This window comes from Shewanella sp. ECSMB14102 (assembly GCF_000813075.1).
GTDB lineage: Bacteria > Pseudomonadota > Gammaproteobacteria > Enterobacterales > Shewanellaceae > Shewanella > Shewanella indica.
Genome location: NZ_JWGX01000026.1, coordinates 62,404 through 87,574, shown reverse-complemented (window position 1 = coordinate 87,574; position 25,171 = coordinate 62,404). Strand labels below are relative to the sequence as shown.

Annotated in this window: 25 protein-coding genes; 8 read left to right on the top strand and 17 right to left on the bottom strand. The window is 54.6% G+C overall.

The features are described from left to right. Positions 1–30: 30 nt before the first annotated feature. Positions 31–363, bottom strand: a complete 333-nt coding sequence (locus RC73_RS10005; protein WP_039034494.1) for a DUF3392 domain-containing protein — start codon at positions 361–363, stop codon at positions 31–33. Between the two features lie 47 nt (positions 364–410). On the opposite strand from RC73_RS10005, the gene RC73_RS10000 reads away from it, so the two are divergent. Together RC73_RS10000 and RC73_RS09995 are read left to right on the top strand one after the other, a co-directional pair. Next, positions 411–1,337, top strand: coding sequence for a D-2-hydroxyacid dehydrogenase (locus RC73_RS10000; RefSeq protein WP_039034493.1), 927 nt, complete (start codon positions 411–413; stop codon positions 1,335–1,337). 292 nt (positions 1,338–1,629) lie between these two features. Beyond that, complete coding sequence (locus tag RC73_RS09995) at positions 1,630–1,821, top strand: bacterioferritin-associated ferredoxin (protein WP_025009364.1); 192 nt, start codon at positions 1,630–1,632, stop codon at positions 1,819–1,821. Positions 1,822–1,897: 76 nt separating this feature from the next. On the opposite strand, the gene parC is transcribed toward RC73_RS09995, so the two are convergent. From parC to nudF, 7 genes are read right to left on the bottom strand one after another with little or no spacing between them, the layout of a single operon-like run. Beyond that, positions 1,898–4,165: a DNA topoisomerase IV subunit A gene (gene parC / locus RC73_RS09990; RefSeq protein WP_039034492.1), complete on the bottom strand. Its 2,268-nt coding sequence runs from the start codon at positions 4,163–4,165 to the stop codon at positions 1,898–1,900. Then, complete coding sequence (locus tag RC73_RS09985) at positions 4,165–5,343, bottom strand: PQQ-dependent sugar dehydrogenase (protein WP_052248121.1); 1,179 nt, start codon at positions 5,341–5,343, stop codon at positions 4,165–4,167. The genes parC and RC73_RS09985 overlap by 1 nt, the downstream gene beginning before the upstream one ends. A gap of 44 nt (positions 5,344–5,387) precedes the next feature. Next, entirely contained in the window at positions 5,388–7,274 is a 1,887-nt protein-coding gene (gene parE / locus RC73_RS09980) for a DNA topoisomerase IV subunit B (protein WP_039034491.1), read from the bottom strand. A 53-nt stretch (positions 7,275–7,327) separates the two neighbouring features. Then, complete coding sequence (locus tag RC73_RS09975; RefSeq protein ID WP_039034490.1) at positions 7,328–7,903, bottom strand: YqiA/YcfP family alpha/beta fold hydrolase; 576 nt, start codon at positions 7,901–7,903, stop codon at positions 7,328–7,330. Between the two features lie 35 nt (positions 7,904–7,938). Beyond that, positions 7,939–8,778: a 3',5'-cyclic-AMP phosphodiesterase gene (gene cpdA / locus RC73_RS09970; protein WP_039034489.1), complete on the bottom strand. Its 840-nt coding sequence runs from the start codon at positions 8,776–8,778 to the stop codon at positions 7,939–7,941. Between the two features lie 15 nt (positions 8,779–8,793). Continuing rightward, complete coding sequence (locus RC73_RS09965) at positions 8,794–9,228, bottom strand: DUF1249 domain-containing protein (RefSeq protein ID WP_039034488.1); 435 nt, start codon at positions 9,226–9,228, stop codon at positions 8,794–8,796. After that, positions 9,209–9,835 (bottom strand): ADP-ribose diphosphatase, encoded by a 627-nt coding sequence (gene nudF / locus RC73_RS09960; protein WP_039034487.1) that lies wholly within the window; start codon positions 9,833–9,835, stop codon positions 9,209–9,211. Before nudF ends, RC73_RS09965 begins: the two co-directional genes overlap by 20 nt. 236 nt (positions 9,836–10,071) lie before the next feature. Here nudF and tolC point away from each other — a divergent pair, with 236 nt between their 5' ends. Further along, positions 10,072–11,388, top strand: coding sequence for an outer membrane channel protein TolC (gene tolC, locus RC73_RS09955; RefSeq protein WP_039034486.1), 1,317 nt, complete (start codon positions 10,072–10,074; stop codon positions 11,386–11,388). 70 nt (positions 11,389–11,458) lie between these two features. Here tolC and RC73_RS09950 read toward each other — a convergent pair whose 3' ends face one another. Genes RC73_RS09950 through RC73_RS09940 form a run of 3 tightly spaced genes read right to left on the bottom strand, consistent with a single transcriptional unit; the run spans position 11,459 to position 13,651 of the window. Then, the gene (locus tag RC73_RS09950) at positions 11,459–12,196 is read right to left on the bottom strand and encodes a TIGR04219 family outer membrane beta-barrel protein (protein ID WP_039034485.1); all 738 of its coding nucleotides are present in this window, start codon (positions 12,194–12,196) and stop codon (positions 11,459–11,461) included. A 3-nt stretch (positions 12,197–12,199) separates the two neighbouring features. Beyond that, positions 12,200–13,171 carry a DUF2333 family protein gene (locus RC73_RS09945; protein ID WP_039034484.1) on the bottom strand — a complete coding sequence of 324 codons (972 nt, stop codon included), beginning with the start codon at positions 13,169–13,171 and terminating at the stop codon, positions 12,200–12,202. 12 nt (positions 13,172–13,183) lie between these two features. Next, positions 13,184–13,651 carry a copper chaperone PCu(A)C gene (locus RC73_RS09940; protein WP_039034483.1) on the bottom strand — a complete coding sequence of 156 codons (468 nt, stop codon included), beginning with the start codon at positions 13,649–13,651 and terminating at the stop codon, positions 13,184–13,186. Between the two features lie 52 nt (positions 13,652–13,703). On the opposite strand from RC73_RS09940, the gene RC73_RS09935 reads away from it, so the two are divergent. Then, positions 13,704–14,444, top strand: a complete 741-nt coding sequence (locus RC73_RS09935; RefSeq protein WP_039034482.1) for an enoyl-CoA hydratase — start codon at positions 13,704–13,706, stop codon at positions 14,442–14,444. A gap of 62 nt (positions 14,445–14,506) precedes the next feature. Here the strand turns inward: RC73_RS09935 and RC73_RS09930 are convergent, their stop codons facing one another. The 6 genes from RC73_RS09930 to RC73_RS09905 form a co-directional block, all read right to left on the bottom strand. Then, positions 14,507–14,836 carry a hypothetical protein gene (locus RC73_RS09930; protein ID WP_025886876.1) on the bottom strand — a complete coding sequence of 110 codons (330 nt, stop codon included), beginning with the start codon at positions 14,834–14,836 and terminating at the stop codon, positions 14,507–14,509. 41 nt (positions 14,837–14,877) lie between these two features. After that, entirely contained in the window at positions 14,878–15,072 is a 195-nt protein-coding gene (locus tag RC73_RS09925; protein ID WP_025009353.1) for a PspC domain-containing protein, read from the bottom strand. Between the two features lie 127 nt (positions 15,073–15,199). Then, positions 15,200–15,499 carry a hypothetical protein gene (locus RC73_RS09920; protein ID WP_039034481.1) on the bottom strand — a complete coding sequence of 100 codons (300 nt, stop codon included), beginning with the start codon at positions 15,497–15,499 and terminating at the stop codon, positions 15,200–15,202. Positions 15,500–15,741: 242 nt separating this feature from the next. Beyond that, complete coding sequence (dusA, locus tag RC73_RS09915; protein WP_039034480.1) at positions 15,742–16,725, bottom strand: tRNA dihydrouridine(20/20a) synthase DusA; 984 nt, start codon at positions 16,723–16,725, stop codon at positions 15,742–15,744. A gap of 132 nt (positions 16,726–16,857) precedes the next feature. After that, on the bottom strand, positions 16,858–17,502 hold the full coding sequence (locus tag RC73_RS09910) for a response regulator transcription factor (protein WP_052248120.1): 645 nt from the start codon (positions 17,500–17,502) through the stop codon (positions 16,858–16,860). A 26-nt stretch (positions 17,503–17,528) separates the two neighbouring features. After that, positions 17,529–19,340 carry a sensor histidine kinase gene (locus tag RC73_RS09905; RefSeq protein WP_052248119.1) on the bottom strand — a complete coding sequence of 604 codons (1,812 nt, stop codon included), beginning with the start codon at positions 19,338–19,340 and terminating at the stop codon, positions 17,529–17,531. 214 nt (positions 19,341–19,554) lie between these two features. Here RC73_RS09905 and dsrO point away from each other — a divergent pair, with 214 nt between their 5' ends. The 4 genes from dsrO to RC73_RS09885 all read left to right on the top strand — a co-directional run bounded on the left by dsrO (position 19,555) and on the right by RC73_RS09885 (position 25,118). Next, the gene (gene dsrO / locus RC73_RS09900) at positions 19,555–20,298 is read left to right on the top strand and encodes a sulfate reduction electron transfer complex DsrMKJOP subunit DsrO (protein ID WP_039034479.1); all 744 of its coding nucleotides are present in this window, start codon (positions 19,555–19,557) and stop codon (positions 20,296–20,298) included. Next, positions 20,288–21,361, top strand: coding sequence for an NrfD/PsrC family molybdoenzyme membrane anchor subunit (gene nrfD / locus RC73_RS09895; RefSeq protein ID WP_039034478.1), 1,074 nt, complete (start codon positions 20,288–20,290; stop codon positions 21,359–21,361). The genes dsrO and nrfD overlap by 11 nt, the downstream gene beginning before the upstream one ends. Continuing rightward, complete coding sequence (locus RC73_RS09890; protein WP_039034477.1) at positions 21,361–24,471, top strand: tetrathionate reductase subunit A; 3,111 nt, start codon at positions 21,361–21,363, stop codon at positions 24,469–24,471. The genes nrfD and RC73_RS09890 overlap by 1 nt, the downstream gene beginning before the upstream one ends. A 179-nt stretch (positions 24,472–24,650) precedes the next feature. Then, the gene (locus RC73_RS09885; protein WP_039034476.1) at positions 24,651–25,118 is read left to right on the top strand and encodes a chemotaxis protein CheX; all 468 of its coding nucleotides are present in this window, start codon (positions 24,651–24,653) and stop codon (positions 25,116–25,118) included. Positions 25,119–25,171: the final 53 nt, after the last annotated feature.

Here is a 25,171-nt window from a genome sequence, read left to right as displayed (position 1 = left end):
AGTCGTTTGAATGATCTCTGGTTAGATTGTTCAACTCTGGTTGTTGCGCTGGGCCCAGCCGCCGACAAAAATAAAAGTGCCACTGACCAAGAGTAAAGTCCACAGCGCCGGTAGGTGCGCCAGCTGCCTGGCGAGCCAGGGGCTAAGAGCCACTATCAGCATGCCGTAACCAAAGGCGTTGACCAGAATAAAGATCAGCGTGCGCAGTACAAAATTGCGTGCCCCGAGCTTACGGCGCAGAAAACGGTTGAAGTCGGCACCGAACACCAAAATGACGCAGGCAACCATGGCGGTGGCTATCTCATTAAGCCAGGGATAGAGCTGACTACCCAGCTGGGTCAGTAGTTGCGTAACTGAATCCATTAAAATATAAATCCATAAAAATAACGAAAACAACAAGGACAGATACTATGGCATACAAGCTGCTGTTACTCACCCGGGAAAATGCTGAATATCGACAGTTGTTGTCCGAAAAATCACTTCCTGGCCTCACTATCCTTGGCGATGACCCGGCCAATATCGCCAGTGCCGATATCTGGCTGGCCGAGCCGGCTCTGGCCCAACCGCTGCTGAGTCACGGCAAGAATCTCAGCTGGTTGCAATCAACCTTCGCCGGTGTCGATAAACTGCTTGGTGCTAAAACCAGAAAAGACTACCTGCTGACCAATGTGAAGGGGATCTTCGGCCCCTTGATGAGCGAATACGTGTTCGGTTATCTGCTCGCCGAAGTTCGCCAACATGCGCTGTATCATCACCAGCAGCAGGAGAAATACTGGCACCCAGGTCCTCTGGCCACCTTGCAGGGGATGAAGATGCTGATCCTGGGCACGGGTTCCATCGGCGAGCACCTGGCCGCCAGCGCCAAACACTTCAAAATGCAGGTCTGGGGCATGAACCGCAGCCAAAGGGCCGTCGCGGGCTTTGATTGCATCATCAGCCCGGCCCAGCTCGATGAGCTTTTGCCCCAGGCCGATGTGGTTGTCAACACTCTGCCGAGCACTCAGGAAAGCCGAGGTTTGCTGAGCAAAGAAAGACTGGCACTACTCAAAGACAGCGCGATACTGTTCAACATAGGCCGCGGCGACGCCCTAGATCTCGATGCCCTGGTGGTCGAACTCGGCCGCAGAAACCGGCTTAAAGCCGTGCTGGATGTGTTTGCCCAGGAGCCGCTGTCACCGCTGCATCCCATCTGGGATCGCCCCAATGCGGTAATCACTCCCCATATTTCAGCGCCCAGCTTCCCGTCTCAGGTGGTCGATATCTTCGCCCGCAACTATCACCACTATCTCAATGCTGAATCACTGGAGAACCTGGTGTACTTCGACAGAGGTTACTAATCCTTCCTCTAGCGCGCCCATTCCTCCGGGCGCGGTGCTATTTGCTGACTAAAGACCTAAGGAAGTTCTTGCAAAGGACTAGGGCCATTTGCTGCGAACCACGCCTTGCATCCAAGCCCGCCAGCCGACGCAGAGCACACATGAGACTTGTTCGCACCTTCCCTAATAACCAACTAAAGGGTGATCTACCCTAAAATATATCCAAGCGTTATTAGTATTGATAACGGTTTTCATTTAGAATTGCGTATTGAAAAATAACGTCCACTTACCAGCAGTAACCGGAGCCCGATAAATGTACGTTTGTCTGTGTCATGCAATTACGGATACCCAGATAAAGCAGGCAGTCAGCCAGGGAGATGTTAGCCTCAGCGAGGTGAAAAAACGCCTCGGGGTGGGTGATCAATGCGGTAAGTGTGTACGGATGGCGACGCAAATCATCCAAAATCAGCTGGATCTTGAGCCCAATTATTACGAAGTCGCCTGATATATCAGGTAAAAAACAAAAGCCGCATCATGATGCGGCTTTTGTGGTTTTTGGGTCGGGCTACTTTTGGGTCGGGCTACAGCGCCGGTTCCTCCACACTGACTTCAACACTGTCGACTCTTTGCAACCCTCTAGGCAGCTTGGCACCGCGGCGGCCACGCTCACCACGATAATGCTCCAGATCGCTGCTCTTTAGTGTCAGCTTACGCTTGCCGGCCCAAAGGGTGACATTGGCGCCTTCCGGCACCAAGTAAAGGTGAGTCACCAACTCTTCACGGTTTTTCGCCCGCTCCGATGGGATGCCGATGATCTTATTGCCCTTGCCCTTGGCCAACTGCGGTAGTGCCTCCATGGAGAACATCAGCATCCGCCCTTCATTGGTGATGGCCAGAATCGAACTGGGTCTGGACTTGTCCAGTTTACGTGGCGTCAAAGCCTTGGCATTGGTCGGCAGCGTCAGCAAAGCCTTACCCGCCTTGTTGCGCGACACCATGTCCTTAAAGGCGCAGATAAAGCCGTAACCGGCATCACTCGCCAGCAGGAAGCAGTTATCATCATCCCCGAGCAATACGTGCTCCATGCTCTCCCCCGGGGCCAGATTGAATCTGGTGGTAATAGGTTCCCCTTGGCTGCGGGCCGAAGGCAGAGTATGGGTATCCGTGGCGAAGGCACGCCCGGCGCTGTCAATAAACACAGATTGCTGGTTGCTGCGTCCGGCCGCGGCGCAGAGGAAACTGTCACCTGCCTTGTAGGACAACCCGGCAGCGTCGATATCATGGCCCTTGGCACAGCGTACCCAACCCTTTTCAGATAGCACCACGGTCACGGGCTCGGTTGGCACCAACTCCTGCTCCGACAAGGCTCTGGATTCGCTTCTCACCACCAGTGGCGAGCGGCGGTCATCACCATAGGTTTCCGCATCTGCCTGCAACTCTTTCTTGATCAAGGTCTTCAAGCGGCGTTCCGAACTGAGCAGCAGTTGCAGCTTTTCCCGCTCGGCTTCGAGCTCATCCTGCTCACCACGGATCTTCATCTCTTCCAGCTTGGCCAGATGGCGCAGCTTGAGCTCCAGAATCGCTTCGGCTTGCTTATCTGTCAGCCCAAAGCGGCGCATCAGTTCGGCCTTGGGTTCATCGTGAAAGCGGATGATCTCTATCACTTCATCGATATTGAGGAAGGCAATCATCAAGGCTTCAAGAATATGCAACCTGGCCAGTACTTTATCCAGACGGAATTCCAGACGGCGGCGCACTGTATGAATTCGAAACTCCAGCCACTCACTCAAGAGTTGCTTGAGGCCCTTGACCTGGGGCCGACCATCGAGACCGAGCACATTGAGGTTGACCCTATAGCTCTTTTCCAGATCTGTGGTGGCAAACAGGTGCGCCATCATCTGTTCGATATCGACCCGGTTGGATCTCGGCACTATTACCAAGCGCACCGGACTTTCATGGTCCGATTCATCGCGCAAGTCTGTCACCATGGGCAACTTCTTGGCCTGCATCTGCGCCGCCAACTGCTCGAGGATCTTGCTGGAGCTGGCCTGGTGCGGCAAAGCCGTTATTACCACTTCACCGTTTTCCACTGTGTAAACCGCACGGGCCTTGATTGATCCGCGGCCCGACTCATAGACCTTGGCAATTTCAGCGCTCGGGGTAATGATTTCGGCCGCAGTCGGATAATCGGGCCCGGGCACCAATTCCATCAGCCGCGGCAGATCAGCTTTGGGATTATCCAGCAGCTCGATACAGGCGCTGGCCAGCTCGCGGGCGTTATGGGGCGGGATATCCGTCGCCATACCCACAGCGATACCGGTAATACCGTTGAGCAAAATATGCGGCAGTCTGGCCGGCAGTACCAAGGGCTCTTTCAGGGTGCCGTCAAAGTTGACGCCCCAGTCCACTGTACCTTGACCGAGTTCGCTAAGCAGCACCTCGGAAAACTTGGATAACCTGGCTTCGGTATAACGCATGGCCGCAAACGACTTGGGATCGTCCGGTGCCCCCCAGTTACCCTGACCATCCACCAAGGGATAGCGATAGGTAAAGGGCTGCGCCATCAGTACCATAGCTTCATAACAGGCGCTGTCGCCGTGCGGGTGATACTTACCCAGCACGTCACCCACGGTACGGGCCGACTTCTTGTATTTGGCCGCCGCCGATAATCCCAGCTCGCTCATGGCGTAGACAATTCGCCGTTGCACCGGCTTAAGGCCATCGCCGATATGCGGCAAGGCCCGATCCATGATCACATACATGGAATAGTTGAGATACGCCTCTTCGGTGAAGCGCCTGAGCGGCATCTGCTCCACGCCATCCAGGCTCAAGGCTATCGCATCACTCATTATTTATTTTCCTGTTCAGGTGCCGGCGCATAGTCCGACTCAGATTCAGCATCTTCTGCACCAGTGTCTTTGTAGTACAGGCGGTAGATGTTTCCCTTCAGATCATCCGAAATATAGACGGCGCCATCCGGGGCCATCGCCAGTGAATGGGGTCTGGCCACCGGAAACTCACCATCGAGAAAACTCACCAGGGTGCGGCGATTGCTCACCTGGCGGCCATCGGTTTCCAGCACCACTATCTGATAGCCCACCTTGCTGGAACGGTTCCAGGAGCCGTTCTCTGCCAATAAAATCCGGTTATGGTATTCAGCGGGAAACTGGTTTCCGCGATAAAACAGCATCCCCATAGGGGATACATGGGCCGGCAGTTCATAGACTGGCTTGGTGATATTCAGGCTCTTGGGTTCTTCATAGGCAGGTTCCTGTACATCTTTGCCATGTACATAAGGGAAACCATAATGCGCCCCGGCAACGTCAACCCGGTTGATTTCATCAGGAGGCAGATTATCCCCCATCCAATCACGGCTCATATCGGCAAACCAAAGGCGGTTATCCAGTGGCGACCAGTCAAAACCTATGACATTACGTATTCCGAGTGCTATCTGCTGACTCCCGCCCGAGTCTACATTCACGGCAATGATGCTGCCAAAAGGGGCGCTGGGCTCACACACATTACAAGGGGCGCTGATAGCAATATAGAGCCTGCCATCCGGACCAAAGCGCATGGCTCTGGCACTCTTTCTGCCGTTGCCCGGCAGTTGATCATAGACTTCCCGAGCGCGCGGAGGACGTCTGAGCCTAGGTTCAATATCCTGGTACACCACCACTCTATCTTCCAGGGCAACATAAAGGTCACCCTTGTGGAAAGCCAACGCCTCAGGGTAATCCAAGCCTTTGGCTATCAGATAACGTTTATCGACCCGGCCATCATGGTTACTGTCGACCAAAGCGTGAATCGTACCGCTCTTGTGAGAACCGACAAACAGAGTGCCTTCATCTCCTACTGCCATCTGTTTGGCATCGCCAACATCTGTAGCATAAAGAGAAACACCAAAGCCTTTAGTCACGGTAATGATCATCGACTGAGATGCATGGGCCGCTGCGCTCAGCAACACAGCTCCCAACAGGAGCAAGCCTCCACCGGCCGCGATACCGATTCTGTTATTCAGGTTCATCATATCCTTGCCTTTAAATTTTATAGTTATTGGCACATCAAGGGCGATTACAGCTGAGCAAGGTCTCCCTTGGTTTCCAGCCACGACTTGCGATCACCCGAACGCTTTTTGGCCAGCAACATGTCCATCAATGCCACCGTCTCGTCGACATCGTCTATCGTCAGCTGCACCAATCTACGGGTGTTGGGATCCATGGTCGTTTCCCTCAGTTGCAGTGGGTTCATCTCACCCAGACCTTTAAAGCGGGTGACCTGCACTTTACCTTTCTTGTTGTCTGCGGCAATCCGGTCAAGAATGCCTTGCTTTTCAGGCTCATCCAAAGCGTAAAACACTTCTTTACCTATATCGATACGGAACAGTGGCGGCATGGCGATATACACATGCCCCTTTTCAACCAAGGTGCGATAGTGCTTCAGAAACAGCGCGCACAGCAAGGTCGCTATGTGCAAACCGTCTGAGTCGGCATCGGCGAGAATACAGATCTTGCCGTACCTGAGTTCGGAAATATCGTCGCTGTCGGGATCGCAGCCTATAGCCACTGAGATATCGTGCACTTCCTGAGAGGCCAGCACCTGGCTCGCTTCCACTTCCCAGGTGTTGAGGATCTTACCCCGCAGCGGCATGATCGCCTGAAATTCTCTGTCTCTGGCCTGTTTGGCACTGCCACCGGCCGAGTCCCCTTCCACCAGAAATAACTCGGAACGCGCCGGGTCCTGGCCGGTACAGTCGGTCAGTTTACCGGGCAGAGCAGGGCCGGAAGTGACCTTCTTGCGGGCAACTTTCTTCGCCGCCCTGAGACGCTTCTGGGCGTTATTGATGCACATTTCGGCCAGCAGTTCGGCCTGATCTGTGTTGCTGTTGAGCCAGAGGCTGAAGGCATCACGCACCACACCCGACACAAATGCAGAGCACTGGCGGCTGGAGAGTTTCTCCTTGGTCTGACCGGCAAATTGCGGATCTTGCATCTTCACCGACAGAATAAAACTGGCCTTATCCCAGATATCTTCCGGGCTAAGCTTAATTCCTCTTGGGATCAGGTTGCGAAACTCACAGAATTCACGCATCGACTCGAGCAGTCCCTGACGGAAACCGTTCACATGGGTACCACCAAGCGGCGTTGGGATCAGGTTAACATAGCTTTCGCTGATACTGTCTCCGCCCTCGGGCAGCCAGGTAATGGCCCAGTCGGCGGCTTCCAAATTGGTTTTGATACTACCAACAAAAGGCTCCTGCGGCAGAGCCGGTGCCTCTTTAAGGGAGTCTTTCAGATAGTCGGTCAGACCCTCTTCATAAAACCACTCATGGACCTCAGCGTTTTGTTTGTTGGTGAAACGAATTCTGAGCCCGGGGCAGAGCACTGCCTTGGCCCGCAACAGGTAAGTCAGCTTGGTGACCGAAAAGTTGGGCGAATCAAAATAGCTGGGCTCAGGCCAGAATTGCACCCGGGTGCCGGTATTGCGGCGCCCGCAGGTACCGGTTTCCCTGAGACTCTCGGCCTTATCGCCATGCTCGAAGGCCATTTCATAGACTTTGGCATCGCGGCGCACAGTGATCTCGACTCTTCGAGAAAGGGCGTTGACCACAGAGATCCCCACCCCGTGCAAACCACCGGAAAATTGATAGTTTTTGTTGGAAAACTTACCACCGGCGTGCAATTTGGTCAGGATCAGCTCGACCCCGGGGATCCCCTCCTCAGGGTGAATATCCACCGGCATACCACGGCCATCGTCTGTAACTTCAAGGGAGTTGTCTGTGTGCAACACCACATCGATTCGAGTTGCAAACCCGGCCAAGGCCTCATCGACACTGTTATCTATGACTTCCTGACCCATATGGTTGGGTCGAGTGGTATCGGTATACATGCCGGGACGGCGTTTTACCGGATCCAGTCCGTTCAGTACTTCAATGGCATCGGAGGTGTATTGATTGGTCATAGCGCACACTGTCTTTTATGTTCAGGCCATGGTGGGCCGCGAGGATCTGATTGTCAAGATAAGTGTAAAAAACGGCAGACTGAGCCCAGCTTGTCGCCGTAACCCACAAAACTATGGTTTCCACCGCTTTCCAGCAGCATCTCACAGCAGTGATATTTGCCCAGGGCCTGGCGATAATCCAGTACCTCATCGGCAGTCTGTAATAATACAAAAAAACGATCCGGATTGAGAATGACCGGCGTATCAAATTCAATCAGCTGTAGCTGATGCTCCGGCAATAATTGATAGTGTTCATCGGTATAGGGGTTGTACTGTGCCCCCAAATAATCACCAAAGAGCTCAAAGGGGCGCACCGCCGGGTTAATCAGTACCGCCTTGCCGCCATAACGCTCTGCCAACCAAGAGGCAAAATAACCGCCGAGGGATGATCCGATAAACGCCAGTGGCTCGCCGCTGGCCTTGGCGGCTTCGGTCAACTGAATCAGTAGTTCCATCGCCACCTTGGGCGAAGTGGGTAGTTGTGGCTGTTCCAGTCGCACACCGGGAAAGTGTTGTTCAATATAGGTACGGGTAAGCACAGCCTTGTCAGACAAGGGAGAACTGTTGAAACCGTGAATATAGAGCAGCATAGTTCCTCACAAGGGGCCACTGCTCCAAAACAAACTCAGTAGCCGCTGGCCTCAGCATCCGGTGCGAAGCGTTCGCCCGGGATCCGATAAACATTGGTGAGCATGCTACCATCTGGCTTGAGCTCCAGTAAACGGTAGCCTGGCTGTAGTGCATCCAGCGCAAAATAGGACGACAAGGGTTTGAATTGAATACAGGTCGATGGTGTCGCCATCAAGGAAAGCTTGTGACCTTCCCCCTGATATTCAGTATCCAGTTGCTGATGAACATGACCCCAGAGCATGCCCTTTATCTGAGGGTAACGCCCCATTTCTTTGAGGAACTGGGCACCGTTGTCCATGCAATGTTGATCCAACCAGGTGCAGTCCACCAACACAGGGTTATGGTGCATCACCAACAGCACATGCCTGTCAGGTTCGGCGGCGATGGCACTACGGATGATCTCAATTTCGCTTTCGGCCATATGACCACCGGGTTTTCCCCGCACTGTAGAGTCCAGCAGGATAATCTGCCAATTCCCGGCCAACACCCGCCTGTGACCATAGACACGCTCGCCCTGCATATGCAAATACATGATCCTGGGGTCGTCGTGATTACCTGGAATATAGTGGCAGGGAAGGTTTAACGGCTTGATCGCTTCAACAAAGTTACGGTATGACTCACCGGAATAATCCTGACTGATGTCACCACTGGCCAGCAGCATGTCGGCGGGATACTTGACGGCCTGGATAGTATTGATAACGGCGTTGAGACTGTTGGCGGTATTGACGCCAAGAAGCTGTCCTTCAGGTTCGGCAAACAGGTGAGGATCTGTGATCTGCACCAAACGAACGCTCTTGTCCTCAGGAATACCGTATGTGATTGCCTCTTTCAGCACTTTGATTACCCAATCTCAGGACTGACAAACGAGGCGCGCCTGACAGTCTATTTTCAATAACTCCTCCAGGAAGGCGTTTACCTGGTACTTTTCATCGCGGTGATACATGCGTAAGTTCGGATAATCATACACTGGCCGCAATTGGTAAATCTGTCGGCTGCTTAACACTTCTGCTAATTTAGCATCATGATAAATCCGCACGGTAACTTTGGGGACAGGCACTAATCCGCCCTTCCCCACATGACGGGAAATACTCACCAGCTGGGTATAGCGGGTATTTTCCAGCAGCTCGACATCCAGACAACCGAAATCCCCTTCTACCTGCCAGCTTTCGCCCACTTCCCCCTCATCCGGTAACCAGCGCTGAATATGGCCGTAGTTGCGACCACACAAGGCTAAAAAGCGGCTGACATCCGGCTGGTATTTCTTGTCACTGTCTCTCTTGTTCATTGGCCTGCAGTAAATTTTGATAATTGAGCTGCAACCATTGCAGCCCGAGTACAGTCGAAGCATTGTCGATTTCGCCACTGAGCACCTTGGCATAAGCATCAGTGCGGGAAAGCACATGCAACCGAATATCTTCATGCTCTTCGGCCAAGCCGTGCAGCCCGTTTGCGTTGGATGAGTCCACCTCAGCCCAATAGAAGTAGAAACGCTCACTACAACCTCCGGGGCTGGAAAGATAACTGCTTACGGCCGAAATTGCACTGGAGTTGAGTCCGGTTTCTTCCAAAAGTTCCCGTTTGGCGACCTCCTCGGCCACTTCGCCGGGGGCAATCATACCCGCCACCAACTCCAGCAACCAAGGAGATTCACTGGTTTCCAATGCCGGGAATCGCACCTGTTCTATCAGCACCACTTTGTCTTCTCGCGGATCATAGGGTAAAACCACCACTGCATGGCCGCGCTCAAACACCTCACGAGTCACTTCATCGCTCCAGCCCCCGGCAAACAACCGATGACGGAAACGGTATTCCTCCATCCGGAAAAATCCCCGGTATAACGTGCGCTGCCCCAGCACCTGAACATCCTCTTTGGTGAATTTTTCTACTGCCATTTTCACTCCGCTTTAGCTATAAAAGGTGCAATTTCAAACCACCCGGCACCATTTACCAATAAAATCTGTTACACTTCCGAATTGACTTGAAAACGGTTGATTTTTTAGTATCAAAACCATTAAGTTTTGCTGTATCGGGAAGCGTCGGGAAGCGCAAACCGCCTTTATCAAAGGCATTAACAGTCTAACGAAGTTGAAACCGCCCGTCACAGGGTGTTTGTCTATAAGGACAGCCAATGAAATTCAAGATCCGCACTTTATGCGCGGCGTTAACGCTCGCAGTTTCTGCCCCGGCCGTTCAAGCCGACGATTTACTTCAGATATATCAGCAGGCATTAACCAATGATCCAGTGGTGCTCCAGGCCAAGGCCAAAAGAGACCAGTTGTATGAAAAAATTGAAGAAAGTCGTGCACCTCTGCTGCCGACTATCAGTGCCAATGTCGGTTATGACAAAGCCTGGAACGATCCCTCTGATGACACCAGTGGCCTGACAGGTGCAATCAAGCTTAACCAGGTCATCTATAATCATTCTGCCTGGGTCGGTTTAAGCCTGGCGGAGAAAGCCGCATCACAGGCCGACGCCGTCTATGCCTCAGCCCTGCAAACGCTGATCACCCGGGTAACAACCGCTTACTTTGACGTGTTGGCCGCCAAGGACAATTACGAGTTCAAAGGCGCCGAGAAGCGTGCCATTGAGCGGCAATTGGAGCAAACCAAACAGCGCTTTGCTGTTGGTCTGACAGCCATTACCGATGTCCATGAAGCACAGGCTCAGTATGACCTGGCGACCGCAGCCGAAATCCTGGCCGAGAACGAGTTGATCAACAGCTATGAAGCCCTGCGTGAAATCACCGGCATAGATCACAAGAGCATCGACATTCTGGATACAGACCGTTTCTCTGCGGCCAGCCCAACTCCAGCCATGCCAAACGATTGGCTTAAAATGGCCGAGACCAACAGTGTCGACCTGCTGACCCAGCGTATCGGTAAAGATATCGCTCAGGAAACCATCAGCCTCTATAAGGCCGGCCATATGCCGTCTCTGAGCCTGAATGCCGGTTATACCAAGGGCCTGGAGCAGGAAATCGGCAGTCAGAACCAACCTGATTTCGATAACGGTACCGTAGGCGTCAACCTCAGTGTACCTATCTTTGAAGGTTTCAAGGTCAGCTCTCAGGTGAAACAAGCGCAATATGCCTATGTTGAAGCCAGTCAGAGATTGGAGCAGACCTACCGCCAGGTAGTCAAAAATGTTCGCAACAACTTCAACAATGTTGGTGCTTCTATCAGCTCCATCAAGGCCTATGAGCAGTCAGTGCTCTCTTCCGAAAGTGCATTGAAAGCCACTCAAGCCGGTTTTGAAGTAGGTACCCGTACCATAGTTGACGTGCTGAACCGTACCCGGGATCTGTATGATTCCAAACGCCAGCTGTCCAACGCCCGTTACGGCTATATCAAGTCGATATTGGCACTGAAGCAGGCCACAGGCACCCTGAATGAAGATGATGTCATCTCAATCAACAACGGCCTGACAACTCCTGCACAGCAATAAGCTGGAGCTCAGCCAATAAAAAACCGCCAGCTGGCGGTTTTTTATTGTCATTTATCAACGGATAACGGAATTAGAACACCAGTTCCACACCGGCAAAGAAGCCGTCAAACTGCATATTACTGCTCATGCCATTGAAGCCGTTTACGTCAAATTTAAAGTCGCGATAGCCGGCACGCACCCGAGTATCCAACGCTACACCATCAAACTCCCAGCCCAGGCCTACTTGATAGTCATAAACACTGGACTCATTGATACCGGCCAACACATCGGCAAAGGCGTACAGGCCAAAGAAAGGCAGGCCCACCTCGGCATTGGCATAACCCATGACCACACCGCTGTCGATATCACGCTCTTCCGGATGCCCCTTGTCAGCCACCCGGAAAGAACCATCCATCAACTTATAGGCACCACCCACATCCAGAGCAACGAGGTCATTGTCCAATAACTCATAGTAGAGGATAAAGTCTGTGTTGCTCAGGTCGGCCGTAGCGTACACATCACCGCTGAAGGTGTGGCCGTTGAAACTGAAGTTAGCATTGCTCATCGCGCCATCTTCTTTCAGGCGGTTTTCGCGGATCTTCAGGTTGGGCAGCAGTGGCACAGGGTGCTCAACGCTGAACCAAAGGCTGTACTGGGCGGAAGAGTCATAGTTGAACTCCTGCTGCGGCTGGCCTTTCTCGGCGAAAGTACCGCTGGCATCTCCTTTCCAGTAATCGGCGCCTACCTTAAAGCCTACGACTGTTGCTGCCTGGGCGGAGGTCGCCATCAAAGAAGCCAGCAAGGCTGTCGCCAATAAAGTCTTTTTCATAAATTAACCCTGTGAAAGCAAGTTGGTTAAATCAATCACCGCGGCATTGGCGCGGGACACATAGTTGGCCATCACCAAGGAATGGTTGGCCACCAAACCGAATCCGGAACCGTTGAGGACCATTGGGCTCCAGACTGTTTGCTGAGTCGCTTCCAGTTCACGGATGATCTGTTTGAGACTCACTTCGGCATTCTTTTTCTTCAGTACGTCGGCAAAATCGACCTCTACCGCCTTCATGAAATTCAGCAAGGCCCAGGCAGAGCCTCTGGATTCATAGAAAACATCGTCTATTTGCCACCAGCTGGTCTTAATCTGCTGGCTCGCCAGGTTGGGGGTCGACTGACGCGCGGCACTGTCGCCGGCAAGATCGGTATTCAACCTCTCCTGACCCACACTGGCTGCCAGACGCTGTGACATGCTGCCCAAACGCTTCTGCACCTCTTTCAACCATTCATTGAGGTTATCGGCGCGAGCATAAAACTGAGCATCCGGGTTATTGGGATCCATCATCCGCGCCCGGTAAACCTTCAATAGCTTGATGGCATCACGATATTCGCTCTCGGCACTGGGCACCAGCCAACTGGTATGCTCGATATTCAGCTTGGAGTGTGCTTCCAGCAGATCTTTATCGGCTGTGGACTGTGACTGAGAACGGCTGAATTCTTTACGCATGATCAAGGCAAGATCCCGCACCTGCTCAAGGGCGCCGAATTCAAACGCCGGCATGTTGTCCATCATCACAGAAGGCGGCATCATGTCGTTGGACAACCAACCTCCTTGCTTATCCAGCAAGGTCTCCATGGTATTTATCAGCGCGCTGGTGGTGGCATAACCTGTTATCTTTTCGCCTTTTTCCGATGTCATCACCTCAGGGGTCAATACATCGGGTTCAATACTCCACCAAACACTGATGCCGTATGCGATAACGAACACTATGGCCGCAGCACCGACACCTTTTTTCCATGTCATTTGCATCCCGGGTTCTCCTTAATGATGGTGATGATGATGCTCTTGGGCTGCAGGAGCATCATGGGGGGATTTTACTTCGAGTTCGATATTGAGGGTTTCACCATTGGCAAAACTCAGTGTCATAGGCACTTTTTGCCCCAACTGCAACGGCGCCTTGAGGCCCATGATCATAATGTGATCGCCACTGCTTTGCAGCGTCAACTGACCATGCTCAGGCAGCGGGAAAGCCGCCACATGGCGCATTTTAACCAAGCCGTCCTCTTCAATCAGGGTATGCAGCATGGTTTCACGGGCCACAGGGGTGCTGGCAGAAACCAGCTCAGTCGCCGCGCCATGGTTGCTGAGTGTCAGATACGCCGCCGTATTGGGAACAGAAGCGGGCATGGCCCGGATATATCCTTGTTCGAGCATTATGTTCGAGGCGAAGGCGCTGGCACTGATACCGGCCAGCAAGATAACTTTAAACAGTTGTTTGAATATCGCCATCTATGTCTTAAACTCCATGTAAAACCCATTTCGTCAGTAAAGGAAACAACGAATGAGCACGATTCAGGTTCAGGATGAGCAGGGTGTACGTATCATACGTTTTAACCGCCCGGATAAACGTAACGCCCTCGATCTCGATATGTATAAGCAGCTTACAGAATACCTGATCCAGGGGGAAGCGGACAACGAGATCCGCGCCTTTCTGCTGACAGGCAGTGAAAACTGCTTTACTTCAGGCAATGATGTGGCTGATTTTCTCAAGCAGCCGGATCTGGGGCCCAACCACCCTGCAGTGCGATTTCTCTTTTGCCTGCTGGAGCTGAAAAAGCCCTTGGTCGCCGCTGTCAGCGGAGCCGCTGTCGGAATCGGCACCACGCTATTGCTGCATTGTGACCTGGTCTATGCCGATAATACAGCCCAGTTCCGCTTGCCCTTTATCGACCTGGCACTGGTGCCTGAAGCCGGCTCCAGCCTGCTACTGCCTGAATTGGTCGGCTATCAAAAGGCCTCTGAGCTGCTGTTGCTGGGCGAGAGTTTCGATGCCGAAACGGCGCTGGATCTCAAACTCATCAACCGCATGTTGAGTCCGGCAGAGCTCTTCCCTTATGCGCTGGAAAAGGCCAAAGCCTTGGCTTCCAAGCCACCTCAGGCGCTGCAACTCACCAGACAACTTATGCGGCCACACAAGAGCCGGGTACAACACCAGATGCATCAGGAGTTGGAACTCTTCGGCCAGCGTCTGCAGAGCGATGAAGCCAAAGCGGTTTTCCGCCAGTTTCTCAACAAAGGTTAAATCATCGAAGCTGAATCCAATGTTGCTGCGGCTGGGCTGACACCAAGCCAGTCGCAGCAACACTACTCCTGCCATTGACTGGACTTGCCTATTCCCCATACTGCCAATGCCAAAACCAGCACGGGCCAAATCATTGCAAAGCCGCTGATAAACATCAGTAATGCCGCAGCAACACAAAGTACGCACACCACTGCCAACACACTGAAAGTCATTGCGGCCCACACCAATGCCAGCATCGCGGTTATCAGGGTCAACACCCAGCTCCAATTTTCGGCATCCAGCCATAAAAACGGGCTACCCCAGATCCCCACTGACATAAACTCGCGGCTGAGCAGAGAGACCATAAGGATCAGCGCGCCGACTATGCTCCACACCAGTAACTGAGACAGCAACCTATATCTTCTGTGCTTGTTTCGACTCCTGTTATACATACTCATTTCACCCACTTGGGCCACAGCAGTGCCAGGGCAAAGTAAGCCGTCAATCCAAGCAATGGGTGCATCAGAGTGATGACTGCGGCAACAATTCGGGTCCAGAATACCGACCAGCCAAAACGCTCGGCCATATCGCGGCATAGGCCACAGACGATGGAAGAATTTCCCTTGAGTGTACGTTCCAAATCAAACATAACTGACTCCGATTATCTCGTTAACTGTATCTGCCGGGCACCGCAGGCTAACAACGCCATCAGGGTGTAACCAAGCAACGGCAGAAACATCAGTAGTGCCAAAGTGCTATTTATCCACATAGGCACCTCAATCCTTGGCTTGGGTCAGAACACTGGTCTCCACGGGTAACTCGGTGATCTGACTCAGGGTTTCTTGAGTCATCTCGTCGCTCAGTTGGGCCACGCTACGCTCCAGTTCCTGTTGCAGAGAGGCCAGCATTTCGCGCTTGGCACTGAGCAACATGGTCTGAGCCTGCTGACTCAGGTTCTGTTCAACAGCACTGAAGATAGGTTGGGTAGGCAGTACATCGGCCTGGGCTGAAACACTGGCTGAAGCCATAACAACGCCAAGAAACAGAGATTGAATAGTCAGGTTGGAAGTTTTCATGCTTGTCATCCCTTTCTGGTTAAGCTGAACGGGTCAGCGGTCAAGATGACTAATTCAAAGGGCGTGCCAACTGGGAAAAGTTTCGATTAAGGATATGATATTAAATGAAATAAAAATAAAAACGGCCAATCATTAACACAGAATGACTGACCGTGACAGCACAAAAATACAGCAATTTCCTATCTGTTGGTAAAAAGCACTATCACCATAGCTATTTTCACCACTCGGGTATTACAGCAAGGTCAAACTCCGCTGTGCATCATTTCACGGGCCTGCAGTAACACTTCTATGCCGGCACCCGGCTTGTGGGCATTCTCGCTCAGATGACGGCGCCAACTACGAGAGCCGGGGATCCCCTGATACAAGCCTGTCATGTGTCTGCTGATATGATTCAAGCGGCCACCCGACTGCAAATGAGCTTCCACATAGGGCAACATGGCATCCACCACCTGATCGCGACTCATAACCTGGCTATCGAGGCCAAAGATCTTCTGATCCACCTCGGCCAGCAGATAGGGGTTTTGGTAGGCTTCGCGCCCCACCATCACCCCATCCAGCTGGGCCAGATGGGTATGCATCTCTTCAAAGCTCTTGATACCACCATTGATGCTGATATGCAGGCCGGGAAAATCCTGCTTCAATTGATAAACCCTGGGATAATCCAATGGCGGGATCTCACGGTTTTCCTTGGGACTAAGCCCCTGCAACCAGGCCTTGCGGGCATGAACGATAAAAGTATCGCAGCCGGCGGCACTCACCTTGGTAATGAAGTCACAAAGAAATTCGTAGGAATCTTTGTCGTCTATGCCGATGCGGGTCTTGACCGTCACCGGGATATCCACCTTCTGGCGCATGGCATCGACGCAATGGGCCACCAGCTCGGGATCTTCCATCAAACAAGCGCCAAAGCGGCCGTTCTGAACTCTATCCGAAGGGCACCCCACATTGAGGTTTACTTCGTCATACCCCCTTTGCTGGGCGATTTCGGCGCAGCGGGCCAGATCCTCAACATTGGAGCCGCCCAATTGCAATGCCAGCGGGTGCTCTTCCTGGTTATAAGCCAGATAATCGCCCTTGCCATGTAGTATCGCGCCTGTGGTCACCATCTCAGTGTAGAGCAGCGTCTGACTCGACATCAGCCGGGCAAAGTAACGATAATGGCGATCCGTCCAATCCAGCATGGGGGCAATGGAAAAACGGCGGTTGGCATCGATAGAGCTTGGCATTCACAGATCCGGTACGCAAAAATGGGCCGCTATTTTACCCTCTGTGGCCATAAAACGACAGCCGCAGATAAATCCCGCTCATAAACCCGAATCAAAGGTCATTCTGTTGCCGCCGAAGACTTTTGACCCGAGTTACTCAAACTCTGTCTCTATCCCGGCATAAATCAACAACATTTCAGCCAGCGAGCTCACCTGCATGCCCTTCATCAGGTTGGATCTGTGGATCTCCACTGTGCGCATGGCGATGCAGAGTTCGTCGGCTATCTGCTGGTTCTTATAGCCCTTGGCGATGAGATGCAATATCTCTTTCTCCCTCGGAGTCAGCGCCTGGTAGATGCCTTGCAGCTTTCGGCGCTTGGCGATTTCGGCAGAGTGACTCAGCGCCTTGGTGACCGCCTCGGCCAGGCGAGCGCCATCGGCGGGTTTTTGAAAAAAGTCCACCGCGCCGGATTTAAGTGCATCCACCGCCAGCGGCACGTCGCCATGGCCGGTGAGAAAGATCACCGCCAGCGGGCTATTACGCTCGTTGAGCAGTTGCTGCAGCTGCGCCCCACTGAGCCCTGGCATACGCATATCGAGGATCAGGCAGCCGGGCAGATCCAACAGCTGCGCCTTGAGAAAATGCTCGGCATCTTCAAAGGCCTGCACCTCAAAACCATAGCCTTCCAGCATAAACCCCAACGAGCGCCGCACCGAATCATCGTCATCCACCAGATAGACTGACTGACGCTTGTCATCGGTCGGTGAACTGTTTTGAGCAGCAAATTGTCCCGGCATTTTTCTTTCTCCTTGGCAAAACGGGTTTAAGCCAGCAACACTGTGACCAGACAACCGCCCTCAGGCGGCTGCAGCAGGCTGATGCTGCCGCCATGGCTCTCGGCGATTTCCCGGCAGATCACCAGCCCCAGCCCCAGGCCATCTGTCTTGGTACTGGTAAAGGCCTGCATCAGGCTCTTGCCATCCTGTTTAAGTCCAGGGCCATTGTCCTGCACTTCCAGCAAGAGCTTGCCGGGCTGAGATTGATAATCCAGCCGCAGCGCAATAAGGCGCTCGACCTTAGGCTCTTCAGCCAAGGCTTCGATGGCATTTTTAAGCAGATTCAACAAGAGTTGCTGCATGGCGACCGTATCCAGTTGCATGGGTCTTTCTTCGCCGACAATCTGCCAATCGACGCGGATCGCTTGTTTCTCCAATTCATGCCCCAGCAGAATAAGCGTCTCGCTCAGCAAGGGGCTGAACGGCTGCAACTGTTTTTGCGGCGGGCGCTTTTTCAAAAGCCCCCTGAGCCTTTGAATGATACCGTGGGCGCGGCCCACTTCCGACTGTATCTGTTCCAGTGCCAGCGGCAACTTGTCAAGTTGCCCCTGTTGCAGCCTGACACTGGCGCCGTGGCAATAGTTGCCTATGGCCGCCAAAGGTTGGTTCAACTCATGGGCCAGACTGGCCCCCAGTTCACCGGCCACCGCCGCCCGCTGGGCATGTTCCAGCAAACTGAGGTTTTCACTCAGTTGCCGCTGGGCCTTGGCCAGTTCCCGGCCGCGGCGGCTGAAACTGTATTCGAGCCAGAAGTGATAACCGTTGAGCAGCACCAGCAGCGCCAGCAAGCTCCAGCCCCAATGACTGTGAGCCTTGAGCCACTGCAGCGCCCTTTGCCACCAAGGCGCCTGCAATGGGTGCAGGTCCAGATCCTTGAGCAGCTTATCAATGGCCAGTTGACTGACCGCCGTGGTCCACCCCAGCGAGCCGGACATTTTGGCCGCCTCACTGTCTTCCGGCAGTGCCAATAGGGCCAGGGTCAACTGCTTGGCCAGCCCTTGACTGGCACGACTGGTCTTGGCCATAGACCAGTTGGGATAGAGGCGGGTCGACACCTCGCAGGCAAACCCTGCCGGTGCCTGATTGTCCAGCACCCGATAGTGCCCGGCATCGATAAGCCCCTCCGCCGCCATCTGCTCCAACTGGCAGACTGGCACCACGGCGGCGTCTATGCTGCCATCGCGCAGGCGATAGAGCAGATTATCCAGCGGGAATCCCAAAGATTGGATCTCGGCCACATAGCTTGGCAGGTCTATCTGCTTGAGCCGCGCTTCATACACCAAGGTCAGGTAGCCGCCGAAGGCCTGGGTCGAGACTATCCCCAGGCGCTTGTTCCTGAGATCTTGCAGATGTTGCAGGCTGGACTCGCTTCTTACCACCAGCGCCGAACCCACCTGCATCGGCTCACCGGCATTGAGGCGGCTTTTGAGGGTTGCCAGCCAGCTTAAGGAATACTGCCGCGCCAACAGCACAGATTGGCCCGGATTGGTGATCACAAAGTCCAGCTCCTGAGCGGCCACCGCCTGCGACAGCTGCTCCAGCGTCAAGGGGTGCAGGCGAAAGTAATATCCCGGGATCTGCTGCTCGAGCCAATTCATGGTGGGTTGCCAACGGTTAATGCTGTCGCTGTAGCCCCGGGTAGCCAACACACCTATATCCACCACGGCCTTATCGGTCAGCGCTCCGCTTGTCATAGCTGGGCCTGATACCGGCAAAGGCTCAGTCGCTGCCGCAGCTGACGACCAATGGCCGAGCAGTACAGCCGCAAACAGATAACACAGCAGATACAGGATTCTCATCTCTTGGTTTTAGCTCCGGTTAGGAAATGTTGCGGCCACAAGCGGCAGGAGCAACATCAGTCTGCCCGCCATTCTAGCCTCAATTTCTTGCGCTGGATCAATAGCAGCCCCGATATGTGGAAAACCACTATAGAGACCAGGGGCGCCAGTTGCCGAGAATACAGGCAACAGGAGCCCGGTGGGTTTCCAATCACCGCAAGACTCAGGAGTCTGTATGGACAAGAGTAAACGTCAACTACTGGGGCAAATCGCCGCCATCAGCGCCGGAGCTGCGTTTTTGCCCGTCGCCCAGGCATCGACCGCCAAGCCCCAGGCAACCAGTGGCAAACGCTATGGCATGCTGATCGATCTGCGCCGCTGCGTCGGTTGCCAGGCTTGTACTGTCGCCTGCACCATAGAAAATCAACCCCCACTGGGGCAGTTTCGTACCACAGTCAACCAGTATGAAGTGACCCAAGGGCAGGAAAGCGCCTTTATGATGCTGCCCAGGCTCTGCAATCACTGCGAAAATCCCCCCTGCATCCCGGTTTGCCCCACTGGCGCCACATTCCAGCGCCAGGACGGCATAGTGGTAGTCGACAGCCACTGGTGTGTCGGCTGCGGCTACTGTGTTCAGGCCTGTCCCTACGATGCACGCTTTATCAACCATGACACCAACACCGCCGACAAGTGCACCTTCTGCGCCCATCGGCTGGAGGCGGGCTTGCTACCGGCCTGCGTCGAAACCTGTGTCGGTGAAGCCAGGATCATCGGCGATCTCAACGATCCCGGCAGCCAAATCAGTCGCATGCTGGCCGAGCACAGAGACGAGATCAAGGTACTCAAGCCCTCGGCCGAAACCTCGCCCTGCGTATTCTACCTGGGGATGACAGCCGCATTTGAAGAAAGGATCCGCGGCGAAGCGCCGGTTCGCAGCCTGATGACCGCCACTGGAGAGGAGTTGCACCATGGACATTAAAGAGATCTTGACCCCGGATATCGCCATCACCTGGTTACCCTGGGCGGTGCAATACTTCTTTATGATGGGACTGGCCTATTCCGCAGTGTGGATTGCGGCGCTGACCATTATCCGCCCCGGCGCCAAGGATAAGCGCCTGCTGACACTCTGTGGCAGCCTGATCCTCAGCACAGCCATAGTGGCACCTGTGGCACTCTTGGCCGATCTGCACCAACCCGCCCGCGCCTGGCACTTCTATATGCAGCTCAGGCTGGATTCCTGGATGTGGTATGGCGCCTGGTTACTACCGCTATTTATGGCAGCGGCGCTGGCCTTTGCCTACCTCTTGCTGCGCCCTTCCCTTCCGACTCAGCCCAAAGATGGCTGGAGCCGCCTGGGATACTGGTTACGCCTGGGGAACTGGCAAGGCGAGCCCTGGCTCAAGCCTCTGGCCTGGGTTGCCCTGCTCAGTGGTCTGAGTATCGCCCTCTACACCGGCATGGAAACCATGGCCATCAAGGCCAGGCCGCTGTGGCACAGTTACTGGCTGCCGCCTCTGTTCGCCGCCAGCGCCCTGGCCGCCGGCAGCGGCATGCTGATTTGGCTCAACCGCCTGTTCAATGGTCATAAGCAGGAGACCGACAAACAGCTGCTGCTCTGGCTACGCGGTTCCTTCGCCCTGTTTGCCCTGTTGCTTATCGGCTGGGCTCTCAGTGGCGGCAACAGCGCCAATGAAGCCAGATTGCTACTCGGCGACAGCCCCAGTTGGCAGCTGGCCGCTATCTGGGTGCTGGCAACCCTGGCCTTGTTGGCGCTGCTGCTGGCCTTCAGACATCTGCCCCGCTGGGCCTTGCTGTTTGGCAGCTTTGCCGCTATCCACCTGGCTTGGGGCTTTCGCTGGCTGGTGCTTATCCAGGCGCAGACGGATCCCAAGTATGGCGCCGGCACCTACTTCTATGAACTGCCCTGGGGCCCACAGGGGCTGCTGGGGATCCTGGGTACCTTTGGCCTATGGCTGGCCCTGATCACCCTGATTTCCGAACTGATACGTCAGTCTGCCACCGGACTGAAAGGAGCCGCATAATGGACAAGAGTAAACGCCGTTTTATCAAAGGGGCTGCCATCACAGGTGGTACCGGACTATTTGTTGCAGGCTACAGCCACACCCTAACCCAGCTGGGCAAGGGCCTGGTCAATGGCAGCTCGGGCAAAAATACCCAAGAAGCGATTCATGGCAACTCGCTGGCACCTGAACTCAAGGTCGACCTGAATAGCGGCCAACTGAGCGCCAATGACAACCAGCGTCTGGCCAATACCATGTGTTTCGGCTGCTGGACCAAATGCGGGGTGCGGGCCCGTATCGATAATGAAACCGACAGCATTATCCGTATCAACGGTAATCCTTATCATCCGCTGTCGGCCCGTGAACACCTGGACTTTGACACCCCGGTGCGCGATGCCCTGGTGGCCACCAGCGCCTGGCAAGAACAGGGGCTTGCCGGGCGTTCCACCGCCTGCGCCCGCGGCAACGCCATGCTGGAGTTATTGGACAGCCCCTATCGGGTAACACGCTGCCTGAAACGGGTCGGCCCCAGAGGTTCGGGCCAGTGGCAGAGCATAGCATTCGAGCAGTTGCTCAAGGAGGTTGTCGAAGGTGGCGATCTGTTTGGTGAAGGCCATGTGGATGGACTCAGGGCGATTCGCGATCTCAACACGCCTTTGGATCCCGCCAATCCTGAATATGGCCCCAAGGCCAATCAGCTATTGGTCAGCAACGCCTCGGATGAGGGGCGGGACACGCTGATAAAACGCTTCACCTTCAATAGCTTCGGCACCCGTAACTTTGCCAACCACGGCTCTTACTGTGGCTTCAGCTATCGGGCCGGTGCCGGCGCCTTGCTGGACGATCTGAAAAAGTACGCCCACTTGAAACCGGACTGGGATCATGCCGAGTTCTTGTTGTTCATCGGCACTTCACCGCAGCAATCCGGCAACCCCTTCAAGCGCCAAGCGCGGCAAATGGCCAATGCCAGGGTCAACAACCGCAACTTCAGCTATGTTGTGGTTTCGCCCATGCTGCCCAACACCTCCAATCTGGCGTCGGCGCCGGACAATGTCTGGTTGCCAATCCGCCCGGCCACAGACGCCTCGCTGGCGATGGCTATGCTGCGCTGGATCATCGACAATCAGCGCTACAGCGCCGAGTTTCTCAGCGCTCCCAATGCCAAGGCCGCCAAAGCCGCCGGTTTCCGCGGTTTCAGTAATGCCGGTTTCCTGGTGCATTCAGACCAGGCGCATCCGAGGTACGGCCAATATCTGCACGCCAGTGAATTGGGGTTGGCCTTCAGCGGCAAGCCCTTCGGTGATGAAGACCCCTTGCTGGTACTGGACGCCGTCAGCGGTGAACCCATGGCCGCCGAGGCCTGCACTAAGGCGCAGCTCGAAGTGGACCACAGACTCACAGGCCCAAATGGCCAGAGCCTGGCCTGCAAGAGCAGTTTCAGCCTGCTGGCCGAATCGGCCCGGCTCAAGACATTGGCGCAATACAGCGCCGAATGCGATGTGCCGGTCGATGAGATTGAAGCCCTGGCCAACAAATTCACCAGCCATGGCAGCAAGGCGGCGGTGATCAGCCACGGCGGCACCATGAGCAGTGATGGCTTCTATACCGCCTGGGCCATCATGATGCTCAACGCCATGATAGGTAATATCAACCAAAAGGGCGGCGCGCTGGCCAAGGGCGGTACTTTCCCCCCCTTCGGCAAAGGCCCACGCTACAATCTGGCCGAGTTTGACGGCATGGTGCAGCCCAAGGGAGTATTCCTGTCGCGCTCCCGTTTCCCCTATGAAAAAAGCTCGGAATACAAGCGCAAGCAGCAGGCCGGCGAGTCGCCCTACCCGGCAAAGGAGCCCTGGTTCCCGATCTCGGCGCCCATGTTGAGCGAGCATCTAACCGCGGCGGTCAACGGTTACCCTTATTCGCTCAAGGCCTGGATCAACCATATGGGCAACCCTGTCTATGGTCAGGCCGGGCTCGGCGCCGCCATAGGCGATAAACTCAAAGATCCCAAGGTGCTGCCGCTGTTTATCAGTATCGATAGCTTTATCAACGAAACCACGGCGTTATCCGACTATATAGTGCCGGACACCCTCACCTATGAGTCCTGGGGCTGGACCTCGGCCTGGCAGGGCACCATGACCAAGATAGCCACCGGCCGCTGGCCGATAGTCAAACCCAGGGTGGAGCACACGGTAGATGGCGATCCCGTGTGCATGGAAAGCTTTCTTACCCGGATTGCCATGGCGCTGGCCTTGCCCGGCTTCGGTGAAAATGCGGTGCTGGCCCATGATGGCACACGCCACCCGCTGACTCGCGCCGCCGACTTTTCTCTCTACGGCGCCGCCAACGTCGCCTGGTTGGGAGAAAAAGTCCCCGCCATAGGCAAGGAAGATCTCTATTGGTCCGGGGTTGCCAGGATCATTCCCGAACTCAAGGCTCGTCTCGGTGAAGAGGAAGCATCAAGAGTGGCTTATCTCTATGCCCGCGGTGGCCGTTTCGAATCGATGAACAAGGCCAGGGACGCTGAGGGCAACCCCACCAAGGTCTGGCCCAAGCCTATGATGTTGTGGAACCCTCAGGTGGGTAGTCGCCGTCACTCCCAGAGCGGCGAGTTTCTCAGTGGCTGTCCGCGCAGTTATGGTCAACGCCTGGCCGATGGCACAGACCTCAGGCAAGCCTTCGACCGCCAGTCCTGGCCCATGTTGCTGTCGAGTTACAAGTCACACACCATGAGCTCTATGAGTATCGGCTCTGACAGGCTCAGACAGGTGCACCCCAATAATCCGGTGCGGATCAATAAAGACACGGCCCAAAGATTGGGGATAGCCACGGGGGATACAGTGAAAATCAGCACCCCCAACGGCAGTGTGCTGGCACTGGTGGAATGCGTCGCCGGCGTGCATCCCGAGTGTATCGCCATCGAACACGGCTTTGGTCACAAGGAGCTCGGCGCGCGGGCATTCAGCATAGATGACAAGCAGGTTGCCGCCAACCCGCTGATCCGTGCCGGGGTTAACCTCAACGATCTCGCCGTACTGGATCCCAGCCGCTCGGGTTCATACCCTCTGGTGGATTGGGCCAGCGGCGCCTCGGCCCGCCAAGGGCTGCCGGCCAAAATCGAAAAAGTCTCCTGAAGCTCGTTCTGTGCCCGGTTTTTATGCCGGGCACTGTTTTTCCGGGCAAGAAATCGCCACAGAGCCCAAGCCATTGTTCTAAGCTAATAAGAGTGTGATCCAGTGGGCGGGAGTCAAATCGCTTATGGATTAGCCTTACACTATTCGCATCCCTTGGCAGCAAGAGGAACAAATCCGGCATGAATGTCACTTTTATCAATCCCTTTCTTCAGTCACTTCTCAATGTGATTTCCACCATGGCCAACATGCAGTTGACCCCGGGCAAGCCCAGACTCAAGACAGATAACCTGGCCAAGGGCGATGTGTCCGGACTTATCGGTATGGTGGGCCCGCAGACTAAAGGATCACTGTCGATCACCTTTGAGCAAGGGCTGATCCTGGAGATAATGCAAAATATGCTGGGAGAAAACCCCGGCAATATCAATGAAGAAGTGACAGATCTGGTGGGGGAAATCACCAACATGGTGACCGGCGGCGCCAAGAACCTGCTGTCGGACAAGGGCTACGAGTTTGAAATGGCCACCCCTGTGGTGGTTTCCGGCATAGGCCACAAGATTTCCCATCAGGCTCAGGGCAAGAAGATCATCATGCCTTTTGTCGCTCCCAAGGGCTCGGCCTACATAGAGATCTGTTTCGAAGGACAGTAATGACAAAGGGCGCCGAGGCGCCCTTTATTATTTGCCAACTCAATGGCATGATT